Source organism: Nostoc sp. UIC 10607, assembly GCF_047228265.1.
Lineage (GTDB): Bacteria > Cyanobacteriota > Cyanobacteriia > Cyanobacteriales > Nostocaceae > Nostoc > Nostoc foliaceum_A.
The window spans coordinates 1-15050 of record NZ_JBIQNW010000101.1 but is presented as its reverse complement, the minus strand read 5'-3'; the positions used below and the strand labels follow the sequence as shown (position 1 = coordinate 15050).

Annotated in this window: 11 protein-coding genes and 1 pseudogene; 9 read left to right on the top strand and 3 right to left on the bottom strand. The window is 39.4% G+C overall.

Annotated elements, in window-relative coordinates:
• Positions 1 to 91: 91 nt before the first annotated feature.
• From ACEYW6_RS33805 to ACEYW6_RS33795, 3 genes and pseudogenes are all read left to right on the top strand, one after another.
• Positions 92 to 397, top strand: a pseudogene (locus ACEYW6_RS33805) (ArsR/SmtB family transcription factor); the annotation flags it as partial.
• A 421-nt stretch (positions 398 to 818) separates the two neighbouring features.
• A complete protein-coding gene (locus tag ACEYW6_RS33800) occupies positions 819 to 2372 on the top strand; it encodes a DUF1565 domain-containing protein (protein ID WP_412983239.1) in 1554 nt (517 codons plus the stop codon).
• 129 nt (positions 2373 to 2501) lie between these two features.
• Positions 2502 to 3266: a hypothetical protein gene (locus tag ACEYW6_RS33795; RefSeq protein ID WP_412983238.1), complete on the top strand. Its 765-nt coding sequence runs from the start codon at positions 2502 to 2504 to the stop codon at positions 3264 to 3266.
• Positions 3267 to 3283: 17 nt separating this feature from the next.
• On the opposite strand, the gene ACEYW6_RS33790 is transcribed toward ACEYW6_RS33795, so the two are convergent.
• Positions 3284 to 5392, bottom strand: a complete 2109-nt coding sequence (locus ACEYW6_RS33790; protein WP_412983237.1) for a tetratricopeptide repeat protein — start codon at positions 5390 to 5392, stop codon at positions 3284 to 3286.
• 479 nt (positions 5393 to 5871) lie between these two features.
• On the opposite strand from ACEYW6_RS33790, the gene ACEYW6_RS33785 reads away from it, so the two are divergent.
• The 3 genes from ACEYW6_RS33785 (at position 5872) to ACEYW6_RS33775 (ending at position 7526) form a co-directional block, all read left to right on the top strand.
• Positions 5872 to 6132 (top strand): hypothetical protein, encoded by a 261-nt coding sequence (locus tag ACEYW6_RS33785; protein WP_190896358.1) that lies wholly within the window; start codon positions 5872 to 5874, stop codon positions 6130 to 6132.
• 131 nt (positions 6133 to 6263) lie between these two features.
• Positions 6264 to 6656: a VanZ family protein gene (locus tag ACEYW6_RS33780; RefSeq protein WP_412983236.1), complete on the top strand. Its 393-nt coding sequence runs from the start codon at positions 6264 to 6266 to the stop codon at positions 6654 to 6656.
• A 210-nt stretch (positions 6657 to 6866) separates the two neighbouring features.
• Positions 6867 to 7526: a class I SAM-dependent methyltransferase gene (locus tag ACEYW6_RS33775; protein ID WP_412983235.1), complete on the top strand. Its 660-nt coding sequence runs from the start codon at positions 6867 to 6869 to the stop codon at positions 7524 to 7526.
• 111 nt (positions 7527 to 7637) lie between these two features.
• Here the strand turns inward: ACEYW6_RS33775 and ACEYW6_RS33770 are convergent, their stop codons facing one another.
• Entirely contained in the window at positions 7638 to 9422 is a 1785-nt protein-coding gene (locus ACEYW6_RS33770) for a DUF262 domain-containing protein (protein WP_412983234.1), read from the bottom strand.
• A gap of 108 nt (positions 9423 to 9530) precedes the next feature.
• Complete coding sequence (locus tag ACEYW6_RS33765; RefSeq protein WP_412983233.1) at positions 9531 to 10490, bottom strand: 1-aminocyclopropane-1-carboxylate deaminase/D-cysteine desulfhydrase; 960 nt, start codon at positions 10488 to 10490, stop codon at positions 9531 to 9533.
• Positions 10491 to 10710: 220 nt separating this feature from the next.
• Between ACEYW6_RS33765 and ACEYW6_RS33760 the strand changes: the two genes are divergently transcribed.
• From ACEYW6_RS33760 to ACEYW6_RS33750, 3 genes are all read left to right on the top strand, one after another.
• Positions 10711 to 12441: a diflavin flavoprotein gene (locus ACEYW6_RS33760; protein ID WP_412983232.1), complete on the top strand. Its 1731-nt coding sequence runs from the start codon at positions 10711 to 10713 to the stop codon at positions 12439 to 12441.
• Positions 12442 to 12512: 71 nt separating this feature from the next.
• The gene (locus tag ACEYW6_RS33755; RefSeq protein ID WP_412983231.1) at positions 12513 to 13034 is read left to right on the top strand and encodes a phosphate-starvation-inducible PsiE family protein; all 522 of its coding nucleotides are present in this window, start codon (positions 12513 to 12515) and stop codon (positions 13032 to 13034) included.
• Between the two features lie 154 nt (positions 13035 to 13188).
• Entirely contained in the window at positions 13189 to 14922 is a 1734-nt protein-coding gene (locus ACEYW6_RS33750) for a diflavin flavoprotein (RefSeq protein WP_412983230.1), read from the top strand.
• Positions 14923 to 15050: the final 128 nt, after the last annotated feature.

Sequence of the window (15050 nt, the reverse complement as noted above, 5' to 3'; positions counted from 1 at the left end):
GCCCAGAGGCTCGAACTGTTTGTGCTGTGAACTCAGTACGGTTAGTTCAGGGCTACTTAAAAGCCTACGCTCACCGCAAGCGGGAGCGTAGGTAGTTTACTATTTCAAGGTTTTATTCAGAGGCAAGTAGGTTACAGATTTTGACCTGTCTGAAGTCAGTCCCAATGAATGTGATGGAAATTGCCTAGGCTACTGGTTTAGGTCAGGCAAATCTATCTAAGCATTTGAAAGTGTAGGGGTTTTATCTCGTCAGCCCCAAGGCACTAATGCTTATTACGAGATTGCCGATCCAATGATTTTTGAACTTTGTGAGTTAGCTTGCGATCGCATTAGTGAGCACATGCAACAGCAGGCTGAAAGCATGAAAGCCCTTCGGAGTAAAACAGCAGTTTTTTGAACAAAAATATTTGCTACCCTCAATAGCGATCGCACTTTTGACAGGGTGTAATGAATTTGGAGGCTGATCGCATTCCAAATCTAACGCACGGTTTCTCGCAAAGCCTTTGAAAACTTGGATTTAGATAATTTATTAAGTTTTAAAACTTCTCTAACTTGAAATTACTTGATAACTGTAAAGTTTTTAACTCATCAAAACGTGAGATTGGAACTCGAAGCTTGAGCTTCAAAACTCGGAACGCCAAGATGAGAACTCGGAATGTTGCATGAGAGTCTATAACTTGTGTGTACAGATTATCCGCTTGCAAGAAAAAGTAACGTGGATGTATTTTCTACACACAAGGATACTACTTTGAAAAAGTTTGCTACAAGTAGTGTTATTTATGATTGTCATAATTAAAACAACCGACTCTCAACTATCAATGGTGAACTCTACCCTCGTTGTCACACTCTATATCAACCCTATGACAGGGAATGATACCAATACTGGTTCACGGTTGAGTCCGTTTAAAAGTCTCACCCGTGCCTTAAAAGTAACCAAAATCCCGACAATAATTCATCTGGAGTCGGGGATTTACAGCGCTGCTAGTGGTGAGGTGTTCCCACTGGTTATTCCTGAAGGGGCGACAGTGGTGGGTAACGAAGCGAACAAAGGTTCAGGGATTGTAATTTCCGGCAGTGGAGAGTATCAAAGTCCTAGCTTTGGTATACAAAATATTACACTTCTCTTATTAGATAATGCCAGTCTTTTAGGTGTAACTGTCACCAATCCCTCAAACAAAGGTACTGGTATCTGGATTGAAGCAGCTGCACCTACTCTAGCTAACAATACTTTGAGAGACTGTGGGCGGGAAGGCGTGTTTACCACCGGTACTGCCAAACCCGCAATTTTAGATAATATATTTGTGCAAAATTCTGCTAGCGGGTTATTGATAGCAGGTCATAGCCAGGGAGAAGTACTGGGGAATGTATTTGAAAGAAACCCTTTAGGCATAGTAATTAGTGACTTTGCCGCTCCTGCGATCGCAAATAACAAATTATCAGAAAATCGTACCGCGATCGCACTTTCTCGCAACGCCCAACCTGTGCTGCGTCAAAATCTCATTGTTAAAAATACCCAAGGTGGTCTATTAGTCAATGGCAATGCAATCCCTGACTTAGGTAATACCGAAGATCCCGGTGATAATATTTTTCGTGATAATAGTGAATTTGATTTACACAATGCCACTACCCAAAAACTGGTTTCCGTAGATAATCAGTTAAATCCTGCTCTAGTTAAGGGCTTGGTCAAATTGATCCCAGCCAATGGAGTAGCCGTTAGCACTACTTCCTCAGATACCCCGACAGAATCCCCATCTCAAAAACTCCCCTTGCCCTCCCCTCCCGGCCCCGCGTCTCTTCAGCTAGATGGACATTGGGCAAAACCATTTATTCAGGCATTAGTGAGCATGGATTTAACTCATGCTTTTGCCGATGGTAGCTACCAGCCAGATCAACCCATGACTCGCGCCCAGTATGCAGTTCTGGTGGCGATCGCCTTTAACCCATTTCCCAAAATCTCAGCACCTGATTTTACTGATGTACCCAAGGATTTTTGGGCTTATAGCGCTATCCAAATCGCGGCTAGCGGTGGCTTTGTTGGCGGATTTAGCGATCGCACTTTTCGCCCCGATCAAAATGTCCAACGGTTACAGGTGATTGTCTCCCTAGTAAACGGACTGGGACTACCAGCTGTTGATAGCGATATTTTAGAAGTATACAGCGATCGTCATATCATTCCCGACTATGCCCGAAAAGCTGTTGCCACTGCTACACAACAACAAATCATCGTCAATTACCCAGATCCTAAACTGCTTTCACCTTCACGTCCGGCAACACGCGCCGAAGTTGCAGCAATGGTTTATCAGGCATTAGTCGCCATTGGGCGAACATCTGCGATTAAATCAGTCTATGTAGGGTTGCATTCCAGAAGTTGACAAGTAGAATAGGAAACACTGCCTATTGGCTTGGTAACTCTTGGAAAAAAAACCATGTAGTTAAAAGCACGTTAGGCTAATATGCGATGGGTGACAATCTTAGACCTATTGCCTAAAGCTAATAGCCCCATGTTAACAACACTTTCAGATACTTCTGCCAACTTAGCGATCGCCTTATTAATTAACTATAGTTTTGATCTCAGTGGGTATAGTGCCAATGAGCTAGTTGAGCGTTGGCAAACGCAATACCCACTCAATTGGCTACACCTGGCAGTGATTGAGGCACTATATCAAGGTCGTTATAAAGCTGTTTCCGTGCAGCAAATTTTAGTATTTTGGCAGCGCCGGGATCAGGCTACATATCATTTCAACATGGAATTTGAACGGATGATTTGTAGCAAGTTTCCCCAAAGTTTAACCTCAGCGCCTGCTCCAACCCTACCGCTAATCAAGAAAAACCCTACTGTAGAGAAAGTCACCAGTCCTCAATTACCACCTGCTAAGATTCGCAACGGCTATCAAAAAAGCAATACTGCAACTCTACAACTGAAAAGTTACGAACATAAAACATCTTTAAGTGAAGAAGAAAGCAAAGAGGAAGCTAGGGAGAATAAAACTGTCCTGAGGTCTCCCCTTTCTGGAAAATTTGCTTCTTCGGCAACGCTTCAGTTATCGTCTGCTGTTAGCCAAAGGCAAACTTCACAAGAAAGTCCACCAGCCTCTCCATCACCAATTCCTCATCAACGACAGCCAAAACTGCTCCCACCTGCTGCTATTCATGCCCCAATCGGGCAATTTACTCCAGAAAAAAGCGATCGCTCTGAGTCTTTCACATCTAAACTCAAAGCGATGTCTGGCGAACAGAATCCGCCAATTGGGGGGAGTGGGGAGTAATTAATGTTTTTAGGTTTTTACTCTGCAACTAACTGCTTAAAGCGCTCATCATCGGCAATATCATCAAAATCTAGGTCAGTTGCTGCGTCTTCTTTATACCTGGGATTAAGTTCAATTGCTTGTTGTAGAGTTAGCAGAGATAGTTCAACTTGTCTTTGCAGTGCGTAACAGGCTGCTTTATTGTAATAGGCACTGGCATAATCTGGCTTAATTTCTAAGGCTTTGTTAAAACTAGCGATCGCTTCATCATCGCGTCCCAATATTACCAAGGTATAACCGCGTTTATCCCAAATTTTGGGAGAATCGGGTTGGAATTCCAGCGCTTTATCAAAAGACGCTATTGCCTCTTCATATTGTTCTAATGTTACTAGAGAAAGACCGCGATTCAACCAAGCAACGGCATCATCAGGCTTGATTTGTGTAGCTTTATCAAATGAGGCAAAAGCTTGCCGATGCTCTTGTAAGTTACCAAAAGCAACGCCGCGATCGCACCAAGCTTGATGATAATCTGGCTGAATCTGAATAGCTCTATCATAGGAAGCGATCGCATCTTTGTAGCGTTTCAACCTTCCTAGAGTTAGACCACGTTTTAACCAAGCTACAGGTTCATCAGATTGAATTTTAACCGCTTGGTTGTAAGCTGCGATCGCATCCTCATAACGCCTTTGGGAAAACAGCCCATCTCCCTGTTGTACATACTCATCAGCAGTGAATTCTGGTTGTTGTGGCTGTTCCTGTATTTCAACCTCAACTTTAGAATTCACAACCTCTGGGATGGATGCAGGTGTCATTTCAACCTCAACTTCAGAATTTACTGCCTCTGGTATGGATGCAGATGTCATCTCAACCAGTTCTTGAAGGATGAGATCCTTTCTTTGTTGGGCATCCAATTGCAACTCAGAGAGTTGAGAGACAAACTCAGTTTCTAATTTTTCTAACTTCTCCAAAATGAGAATCTTTTGTTGTTGAGCATTCCATTGTAATTCTGAAAATTGTGAACTAAACTCAGAACCAGATTTCTCTAAATTTCCAATTATTAGCTCTTTGCACTTTTGAGCATCTACTTGTAATTCAGATAGTTGAGCAGCAAATTCTGACTGCAATGCTGCTAAACTCTCAACAATTTTATGTTTTTGTTCTTGAGCATCTACCTGTAATTCAGATAATTGAAATTTCAAGTCTTTATCTAGTGTTCCTAAATTTTCAAATATGATATCCTTTTGGTTTTGAGCATCTACCTGTAATTTCGATAATTGTTCGGCAAATTCTGAATGCAATTTTGTTAAGCTTTGAATAGCTATATATTTTTCATTTTGAGCATCAGACTGCCATACAGAAAGTTGAGATGTGAACTCAGACCTTGAAACTTCTAAATCAGCAACGGCTAGTTCTTGCTGTTGTTGCACACCTAACTTTAAATTAGACAGTTCGTCTGCCATGACAGATGCTAATTTTCCTAGATTTTCCAGTGCTATATCTCTTTGTTGTTGAGCATCAAACTCTAACTTAGATAGCCCAGAAGCAAATTTTGACTCTAAAGTTTGTATATTTTCTTGAGATTTTTTCAGTTCAGTTTCTAATCTACTTAAAACCTGTGCTTTAGCTAAATCTAGTTCAGATGTAAGATTAGATAAATTTTCTTGACCGTTGTAAATTTTTTGTTGTAAAGCAGCCGTTTCCTGCTCTAATTCAGAATTTATTCTTTTAGCCTCTTGAATAGTATTTTCAGCCTCTTGCTTAACAGTGGTTAGCTGATTTTGTAATTTTTCTATTCCCTGTAGTTGTTGCATTGCTCTCTCAACAATTTCACGGATTATTACCCGTCGTAATAGCCAAAGTAAAGCAATGACTGCCGCTGGAAATAGACTTAATATAACTAGCCAGATATTGATTAGAATAGTTGTACGGCTAAAAGCCCTCTTTAAATCAGATTGAACTTGCTTTTCGGCTCGTAGTCGCGCTAATTCTTCCCGTTCCTGATTCAATAAGACTGGAGCAGGAGTTAGTACTGGGGAAGTTAATGGTGCAGATTGTCCACTGGCAATACCAGTGCATAGCATTAAGGGTAAAAATACAATAGTGCTTTTTACAATTAAAGCGAAAACAGCTTGATTTTTGCTCTTCATAACAACCATCTCAGTCTGTTGGTCAGTATTTGAAGCGGCGTGCTTCTCTCCAATCTATAACAGAATTAAGTAGTTAAATGTTGTAGAGACAGTGGGAAATGGTGAACAATCCTTAACTCATCCGTTCCCTCATCCGCTACTGTACGTAAAAGTTCAGGGTGGAGTGCGGTCAAGTTTTTAACATTTTTTTGTGAAGTACTATTATAACATTACTAAGTTGTAGCTACTGCCAAAGATGGCAAAAACCAAGCAGCACAAATAAGATTTATCAACTTGTGGAATACAAATTGCAAGAGCATCGATGCTTTTTTAGACCATCCACCGAACTAGGTTCGGACTTTGTTCCTACAGATGCTAGCTGAAATTAGAATTTACACCTGTACGCAAAGTCCCAAATGTAGGTACTTCGCACTAACATTAGATTATCTATGGTAAGTAGATTACTTATCGTAAAATTAACTTAACAAAGGCGGTAGAAAATGAGTCGCATAAATCCTTATACACTGCAATTGCAGATTACCCGAATGTTTGAGCAAGGGCAATCATTTTTTGCCACAACCAAGGTACAGGAATGGTTGAAAGAACGCAAACACAATCCAGAAGATTATGAGATTATTTTCCATAAAAAACCCGCGCCTCCTGGTTCAAAAGAAGTGATGGTAGTGGAAATTGAATTACGCCGCAAAGATGGACAACCTGTAGATCCTTGGTTGCAAGAACAAGCAAATCTCCATGCCTGATTTTTAAAACTAGCAATTTTCAATTTAATTTCATATTGTCTTAACAGAATTTACCAAAATATAGCGTTCCCAATTGCGGAACGCTCTTTGTTATCTTTGTATTGCTCATAAATACTTTTAAATGTATCAAAATGAAATCTAATCAGCGCTGGGTTTTTGCATTTTGGGTTTATTTTGTAATTTTGATGTCCATCTCTATGTCAGCCTACCTAAGAATTATCCCCACTGAAATATCACAAATACCGTATTCCGATACAATTTTGCATTTCTTATTGTTAGGAATTGCTGCTTACTTGGGCCATCTGGCATTAAACAAACGTAAGATTCAAATATTGAATATTTATCTGCCTCTAGCACCATTAATTGTGATATTTTTTTGTATAGTTGATGAGATAATTCAACTATTTACACCCTATCGTAGCTTTGATTTAGTTGACTTAGGCGCTGACCTGTGCGGTATTGTATTATTTACCTGGTTGGCAGAAAGACAAAACTTGAACAAATCTGAAAAAACTCAACCTTGAAAAGACTATACTGATAAATTCTATTTCTGTGTCTGTCCTTTTGCTCTTACTGTGGTAGCTTGCGGTAAGTTGCTATGTGTGTATGTTAATCAAAATCACCCAATCAGGTGAGTCAAATGGGTGAGGTACAAGAAACGCAAATTATCGTACCTTAAGGCTATAAATGGTTGCTTGACACACCAATTTATAGCCTCAAAATTTAGGAAGTGGATGATGACCGTAAACCAAATTATTGGAGATTCACAAAATCAAATTTTTGCCAACTTTGGGAAACGTTTTTTCGCCTGGATGATGGCTCAAAGTAGCAGCACGTATGATAAATTTGTACGTGAGCGCAAACTTTCTCTTTTTGCTAATCTCCAAGGGAAGGTCTTAGAAATCGGACCAGGAACAGGCCCTAATCTACCCTACTACCCTAAAGATATCCACTGGATAGGAATTGAGCCAAACCCACACATGCATTCCTATCTCCAAAAACAAGCTGAAAAACTGGGCTTAAATATCGACCTTAGAATTGGTAATGCTGAATGGTTAGATGCTGAAGATAACAGCATAGATACTGTTGTTAGTACCTTAGTTTTGTGTTCAGTGCCAAATATAGATTATACTTTACAGGCAATTTTAAGAGTACTCAAACCAGGTGGACGCTTCTTATTTATTGAACATGTCGCCGCACCTCAAGGAAGTTTATTACGACAGATGCAAAGCAAAATGAGTCCGATTTGGAAAGTGATAGGTGATGGTTGTCATCCAGATAGAGAAACTTGGAAATCTTTAGAGAATGCTGGTTTTGCTAGTGTGAATTATGAGCGATTTGATGCACAACTGCCGATTATTAGTCCTCATATTATCGGCGTAGCAACAAAGTAAAATAAGTTTTTGGAGTTGCTGAATAAAAGTATGAATATCTCACATATAAGAGCGAGTCCTTGGGGTGAATACATGTTTTTATTTAGCAATGCTTTTTTCTTAGACAATCGCTTATTTAGTAATAATATTATCTGTGCGATTGGCCATATCAAAAATATTAAATTCAATACAGTCTAACTTCAGCCTCAAAGACTCTAATAAGAGGTTTATCCTTTCTTCAATAAAAATTGTTAGGGCGTTTTCAGGAAGTGCATCGGCTCTTGACCATTCAAGAATAATCGTTGGTATAAGATGGGAGCGTAGCACTGTTTCTAAATCAGGTTCGTCATATTCTTTGAGATAATCTAATGGATTTCTATCGCTAATTTTCAAATTAGTTATTTGAGACAGATAGGCAATATTCATCAAGCTGTCACATTCTATTTGGCTAGCAATACCACTTTGCTTAATAAAGTTAACTGGAAATATATGATGCAAGTTAGGCTTATCTGTTAGCAAATAATAAACATCAGACAAAATATCTCTATGAGGTTTTGCCCAATCTTGCGGCTTGTGGTTTGCATAAAGTGATAGTATTGCTCTGGATAAGCGACCTCTATAACTGTAGAAAGATTTTCTTATCGAATTCTTATCAATATCAAATTTATTGAATGAGTAAGTACTATTAGCTTTTTGTTGATTAACAAAGTATATATGTTCCCAGAGGTGAGTAGTGTTTGTTAGTAAATCTGCATGATGGAAACTATAATACCAAAAATATTTATTTAAAAAACTATAATCTGGTTTATCATTCCGATAAAAGTATGCTGTAATAGTCAGGTATAAATATCGGTAAGGGATTAATCTTCCACCTTTAATATGCAAAATATTATCAAAGAAATCAAAAGTTTTAGCAACGGCTATTTTAAAATTAGACCATACAGCTTCAATATGTTCTGTTTTTAGCTTATTAAGATACATATCAGTAATATTTTGTATGCCAGCTTCGGGAAATTCAAGTTTTACCACTACAGCTAGCATCTGGAGCAATGTCCAATTATCAATACTGGCATATTGAGTACTAGAAATAGTTTTTTTAAATTGATCAAATAATTCCCGAAGATAGAAACCAGAGATATTATTTGTCTTATTTTCAGAACGAAAAGTCTTAGCAACTACAATATCGAAGATATCCAAGGGTTTGCCAGCTTGATTAATCCGCTCAAATATTTGACAAACTTCCGCAACTTCAATACCTCTTAACTCAATAAAAGAAATTTTGTAATTAGCAAAAACCTCCTGAATTCTCCTCAGTTGTTGTATGTAAGGATGATCGTATTCTCCATTAAAACTCGTATAAATATTTTTTTCTATTTCTCTATATTTTTTTATAATATCTAGTAAACTGACAATCAGTTTATCTTGATAACGTTTTGTTCTCCCAGTATTTGCTCTAAGCTGACCTTCTCTATCATCGATTTCGTCCCAAAATAAGAATCTTTTTGTATAACTTGTGTCATCAGTTGCATCAGTAAGATCAATAGTCAAATCTATATATAGGGTTGGATTAAAATTTTCATTGTTAGCAATCTTGCCCCCATAGATTGATGTTAAGAGAGAAGTTGTTCTTTGTTGTCCATCTAAAATGTATTGGTATTCATTAGAGTGAAAATTTTCAGCAAACTTTATACCACCTATTTCTCTATGACTTTCTAGCTTGGTATTAGTTTTCCAAACGAGAATACTTCCTAAAGGATAAAACTTATAGATACTATCCCAAAGTTTTTTAACATTCTCTTTCTCCCAGACAACATCTCTTTGAAAAGTTGGAATTTGATACTTATTTGATAAAAGATTTTCCAGATAGAAAGCAATACTCTGATCATCCGACTTAATGCGTTCAGTAGATGTAAACATTGAGTTAACCTTATCTAACTTTGAGTAAATATCAAGATTGGCGTGTCAATTTCACTTGTTTTAGTAAAATTCCATACAAAGCTAACTGATATTTAATTAAGTGGCAAGTCAGATTTTAGAAAATCTCTGCAACCTTTTTTCCATGCCAATGTTGCCCTGCAAGCCGCCTGTGTGTACCAGCAGTAAGGAATTGCCCTTACAAAAAAATCCCTGCTTTAGTAATTCCATAACTCCGTAAAACATTTTTGCGGTATATACGTAATCGAGGGGTACGCCATGTTCCTCTGTGAACTGCTGGCTGAATAGTAGTAACTCATCGTTCACCTTTGCATAGCCACCGAAGTGGTAATCACATAACAATTCCCAGGATGCGGGAGAACTATATGGCGAGGGTAAACCAGAGGCGAGGTAATTTGTCAATAAACTTTCTATTTCTTGTGCAAGAAATGCCCCATTTTTCAATACAGGAAAAGCGATCGCTCTTTGTCCTTCATGCAACGAAAGCGCAATCCCCGCCAGTGTGGTGGCTGTACCACAGGCTACGCATATATGATCAAATGCGTAGGCGTAGCCAGCCGTAGGCATCGCATCAGCAATTATCTCTGTGCAGCCGCGCACACCATTTAAATTACTCCCACCTTCGGGAATGATAAACACCTCGCCGAAACGTTGTCGCAGATATTCTTCTAACGCTGGTGTGTTGCGCTGTCGATACATCTCGCGGTTAAGATACACAAGCTGCATACCCTGTTGTACAGCAAAACTCAGCGTAGGGTTTAATGGTAGCCTCTCCTCGCCACGAATTACTCCAATGGTGCGAAAACCGAAAAGATTACCAGCCGCCGCAGTTGCATAGATGTGATTGGAATAAGCGCCGCCAAAGGTTAGCAGCGTTGTGAAATTTTTTTCTTTAGCCTCCAAAAGATTGTATTTCAGCTTGAACCACTTGTTGCCGTTAACCCACGGGTGCATGAGATCGAGGCGCAGCACATATAGATCAACACCTGCGTGACGGGCAATTTCGCTGTTGATTTGTTGTAGAGGAGGAGCAATAAAGGTTAACGACATCTGTCAAGATTCTAACTTAGAATTTGCATTTTCTTACGTTCATTATTGAACATAAAAGTAATGATAAACATTGAGTAATTCAATGGTAAATCAAGCTAAATGATAAATAAATCTTTCTAATGATTAGCTTTAGAAATTAGCATTTTACTAATTGAGTGTTTCAGGTAAATATAAGAAACATAACACTCGCTCCAGATAATATTCTTTTTGGAGAAAAGAAATGGTTGCACTCACACAGCTTACTCAAGTTATTTCCAATCCAGGACGTTTGACGATTGAAACTGTTGAAATTGCTCCTCAAACGACAGCTATCCGTTGTCTCGACTGGGATAGAGAACGTTTTGATATCGAGTTTGGTTTACGGAATGGTACAACCTATAATTCTTTCTTAATTCAAGGAGAAAAAGTTGCCTTAGTTGACACATCTCACCGCAAGTTTGAGGAATTATATCTTGAGGTAGTGGCGGGATTAATTGATCCGGCTAAAATAGATTACTTAATTATCAGCCACACGGAACCAGACCACAGTGGATTAGTAAAAAATATTTTGCAATTAGCTCCCTCCATTACTGTTGTCGGTGCAAAGGTGGCTATTCAATTTTTAGAAAATATGGTTCACCAGCCTTTTAAATCAATGCAGGTGAAAAGTGGAGAGCGATTAGATTTAGGCAACGGACACGAATTAGAATTTATCTCTGCACCTAATTTACACTGGCCTGACACAATATTGACTTATGATCACAAAACTTGCACTCTTTACACTTGCGATGTGTTTGGGATGCACTACTGCGATGACCACACCTATGATGAAAATATTACTTTAATAGAGGAAGATTTTCACTATTACTATGATTGTCTCATGGGCCCAAATGCCCGATCTGTCTTGGCAGCTTTAAAGCGGATTGAAAAGTTAGATATAAAAACAGTTGCTACAGGACATGGTCCTTTATTACAACACTATATCTCCGAATGGCTCGGACGCTATCAAAACTGGAGTTTAGAACAAGCAAAAACAGAGACATTAGTGGCTCTATTTTATGTTGAAGATTACGGGTATAGCGAGCATTTAGTCCGTTCCATAGCACATGGATGCGCGAAAACAGGCGTGGCAGTAGAATTAGTAGACCTCAATAGTGCCGAGCCTCAAGAAGTTAGAGAATTAGTTGCACAAGCTTCTGGTTTAGTAATTGCAATGCCACCCCAATCTTTGGTGATGGTTCAAGCTGCTGTAAGTACAATTTTAGCTGCTGTTCACAAGAAGCAGGCAATTGGTTTATTAGAGTCAGGAGGAGGAGAAGATGAACCTGTTTATCCTTTACGTAATAAGTTTCAAGAACTAGGATTAACTGAAGCTTTTCCTCCTATCTTAGTTAAGGAAATTCCTACTCAAGCAACGGAACAACTTTGTGATGAAGCGGGGACAGATATGGGTCAATGGTTGACCCGCGATCGCACCATAAAACAAATCAAATCTATCAATACCGAGCTAGAAAAAGCTTTAGGGCGGATTAGCACAGGATTATATATTATCACCGCGAAAAAAGGAGAAGTTCAGAGTGCAATGTTGGCTTCTTGGGTAACACAAGCGAGTCTTGAGCCTTTAGGAGTAGCGATCGCAGTATCCAAAGATCGGGCAATTGAATCCTTGATGCACGTTGGCGATCGCTTTGTTTTAAATGTTTTAGAAGAAGGCAAATATCAAGGATTAATGAAACATTTTCTGAAACGTTTTGCTCCTGGTGCAGACCGCTTTGCTGGAGTGAAAACATATCCAGCGAAAAATGAATCGCCCGTTTTAGCTGAAGCTTTAGCTTACATGGAATGTGAAATTACTAGCCGCATGGATTGTGGAGATCATTGGGTAATTTATAGCACAGTCCAAACTGGAAGAGTTGGCAATCTACATGCACTTACTGCCGCTCATCACCGCAAAATTGGCAATCATTACTAATTGGCCATTAGTCATTCTCGTTGTCTCCTCACAGACGCGATGAATCGCGTCTCTACAACTCCCAAAAAACTATGTATAAATCTGTTGAAAACACCCCGATTACGATGTACGAAATCAATCGTGGGCGCGTTGTGCGAACCTTGGAATTTATCCAAGATGTGATTGTAATTTCTTTGTGTATCGGTTTATTTAGCTTCATGGTGCTTCAGGTGAGAGATATGTTTCTCTCCTTACTTCCACCTCTAGATTTTCATGCTGTTACTGCCGATATTCTGTTTTTACTTATCTTAGTTGAGCTATTCCGACTGCTGATTATTTACTTACAGGAACATCGAGTATCTATTGGGGTAGCTGTTGAAGTTTCCATCGTTTCCGCCTTGCGAGAAGTCATTGTTAAAGGTGTTCTAGAAACAAGTTGGAGTCAAGTTTTAGCAACTTGTGCCTTTTTATTAGTGCTGGGAGTACTATTGTTCCTCCGAGTTTGGCTACCCCCTACCTTTGAAGGTATCGATCCCGAACAAGAAGTATCTAAACGCTATAGAAGCCGAGCCAAGTCTGAATTAACACAAACCAATGGCCAACATAATTCGTAATTTATAATTCGTAATGCGTAATTGAAGGATACAAACACACAATATTCCTCAATAAAGACATAAAGGTGCGTAGCATTATTATTTCAAATTACGAATTACGAATTACGAATTACGAATTATTTAGTCAATGCCCTATCCTTAAACAGAGGTTATTATGTCTGCTGCCACATTAACGCCCAATCATAGCAGAGATGTACAAGTTGTTGAAATTGGTAAAAATACTCTGATTCTACGATCGCGGACTTGGGACAGATTAAAATTTGAGGTGGAGTATTCCCGCCAACGGGGAACTACAGCGAATTCTTATCTGATTCAAGCTGATAAAAAGGCTTTAATTGACCCTCCTGGCGAATCTTTTACCGAAATTTACCTTCAGCAACTTGCACAACATTTAGACTTCACCACTCTAGATTACATTGTTCTCAGTCATGTCAACCCCAACCGCAGCGCAACTCTGCAAGTATTGCTCTCTCAAGTTCCTCAAGCCACTATAATTTGTTCTCGCCCCGCCGCTAATGCTCTTAAAACTGCCTTTCCCGAATGGGAATCACGCATCCAAGCGGTGCGGGGGGATACTTTAGATCTAGGACAAGGACATCATCTATCATTTATCACCGTACCAACTCCCCGTTGGGCGGATGGACTTTGTACTTATGATGCGGCCACAAAAATTCTTTACACAGATAAACTTTTCGGCGCTCATATTTGCGAAGATACTTTGTTTGATGAAGATTGGAAGGGGTTAGATGCGGAACGTCGTTACTATTTTGAATGTCTCCATGCTCCCCAAGCCAAACAAGTTGAAGTAGCCTTAGATAAATTGTCAGCTTTGGGAGCCAGATGTTATGCCCCAGCACACGGCCCAGTTGTCCGTTACAGCCTCAGCCGTTTTACTTATGATTATCGTCAATGGTGTCAAGGGCAAAAATCTCAAGAATTGAGTGTCGCTTTGCTTTATGCTTCTGCTTATGGAAATACAGCAATTCTGGCGAATGCGATCGCTCAAGGTTTGATTCAAAATGGAGTTACTGTAGAATCGATTAACTGCGAACTAGCCGATTCTGCCGAGATTAACCGCATTGTAGAAACTTGCGATGGCTTGATTATCGGCTCACCCACTTTAGGCGGACATGCACCAACTCAAATTCAAACTGCTTTAGGAATAGTTCTCTCGGTGGCGGCTAAAACTAAGTTAGCAGGGGTGTTTGGTTCTTACGGTTGGAGTGGCGAGGCAATAGATTTAATAGAAAGCAAGCTCAAAGATGCTAATTATCAACTAGGGTTTGAAACACTTCGGGTGCGTTTCAGTCCTACTCCTGAGATTCTTCAGCAGTGTCAAGAAGCAGGTGCTTTATTTGCCCAAAACTTGAAGAAAACTAAAAAACTGCGGACTTTCCGCCAGATTGTGACAGAAACCCATGTAGATCGTACTGAACAAGCGGTGGGGCGGATCATTGGTTCTCTGTGTGTTGTGACAACTCGTGATGAAGAAACTCACAAAGGGGTTTTAACTTCTTGGGTATCGCAGGCAACTTTTAACCCGCCAGGAATTATGATTGCGATCGCTAACGAGCAGAATGCAGATTTAATGCATCATCCTGGTGATAAATTTGTGCTGAATATCCTTAAAGAAGGAAGAAATGTGCGACGCTATTTTTCTCGTCACAGCACTTTAGGCGATAATCCCTTTGCAAATCTGGACACAAAAACTGCTCTGAATGGTTGTCTGATTTTGAATGAAGCATTAGCCTATTTAGAATGTACAGTGCAAAATCAGCTTGAATGTGGCGATCGATGGTTAATTTATGCCGTCATTAATCACGGTGAAGTGTTGGAAAATGATGGTGTCACTGCTTTAGAACATCGGAAATCTGGTAGTTATTATTAATCTGACTTTTTACGGTATCTGAAAAACCTCACTTCTATTTCTCTCTCCTAAAAGGCTACGGTGTACACACAAGTCGAAAAAAACTCGATTTCCGATTATTTTTTCGTTTATCTCGTTCCCATGCTCTG

Excerpts from the sequence above, each read along its gene's own strand:
- ACEYW6_RS33800 (WP_412983239.1), top strand. The coding sequence starts at position 819 with ATGGTGAACTCTACCCTCGTTGTCACACTCTATATCAACCCTATGACA.
- ACEYW6_RS33795 (WP_412983238.1), top strand. The coding sequence starts at position 2,502 with ATGTTAACAACACTTTCAGATACTTCTGCCAACTTAGCGATCGCCTTA.
- ACEYW6_RS33790 (WP_412983237.1), bottom strand. The coding sequence starts at position 5,392 with ATGAAGAGCAAAAATCAAGCTGTTTTCGCTTTAATTGTAAAAAGCACT.
- ACEYW6_RS33785 (WP_190896358.1), top strand. The coding sequence starts at position 5,872 with ATGAGTCGCATAAATCCTTATACACTGCAATTGCAGATTACCCGAATG.
- ACEYW6_RS33780 (WP_412983236.1), top strand. The coding sequence starts at position 6,264 with ATGAAATCTAATCAGCGCTGGGTTTTTGCATTTTGGGTTTATTTTGTA.
- ACEYW6_RS33775 (WP_412983235.1), top strand. The coding sequence starts at position 6,867 with ATGATGACCGTAAACCAAATTATTGGAGATTCACAAAATCAAATTTTT.
- ACEYW6_RS33770 (WP_412983234.1), bottom strand. The coding sequence starts at position 9,422 with ATGTTTACATCTACTGAACGCATTAAGTCGGATGATCAGAGTATTGCT.
- ACEYW6_RS33765 (WP_412983233.1), bottom strand. The coding sequence starts at position 10,490 with ATGTCGTTAACCTTTATTGCTCCTCCTCTACAACAAATCAACAGCGAA.
- ACEYW6_RS33760 (WP_412983232.1), top strand. The coding sequence starts at position 10,711 with ATGGTTGCACTCACACAGCTTACTCAAGTTATTTCCAATCCAGGACGT.
- ACEYW6_RS33755 (WP_412983231.1), top strand. The coding sequence starts at position 12,513 with ATGTATAAATCTGTTGAAAACACCCCGATTACGATGTACGAAATCAAT.
- ACEYW6_RS33750 (WP_412983230.1), top strand. The coding sequence starts at position 13,189 with ATGTCTGCTGCCACATTAACGCCCAATCATAGCAGAGATGTACAAGTT.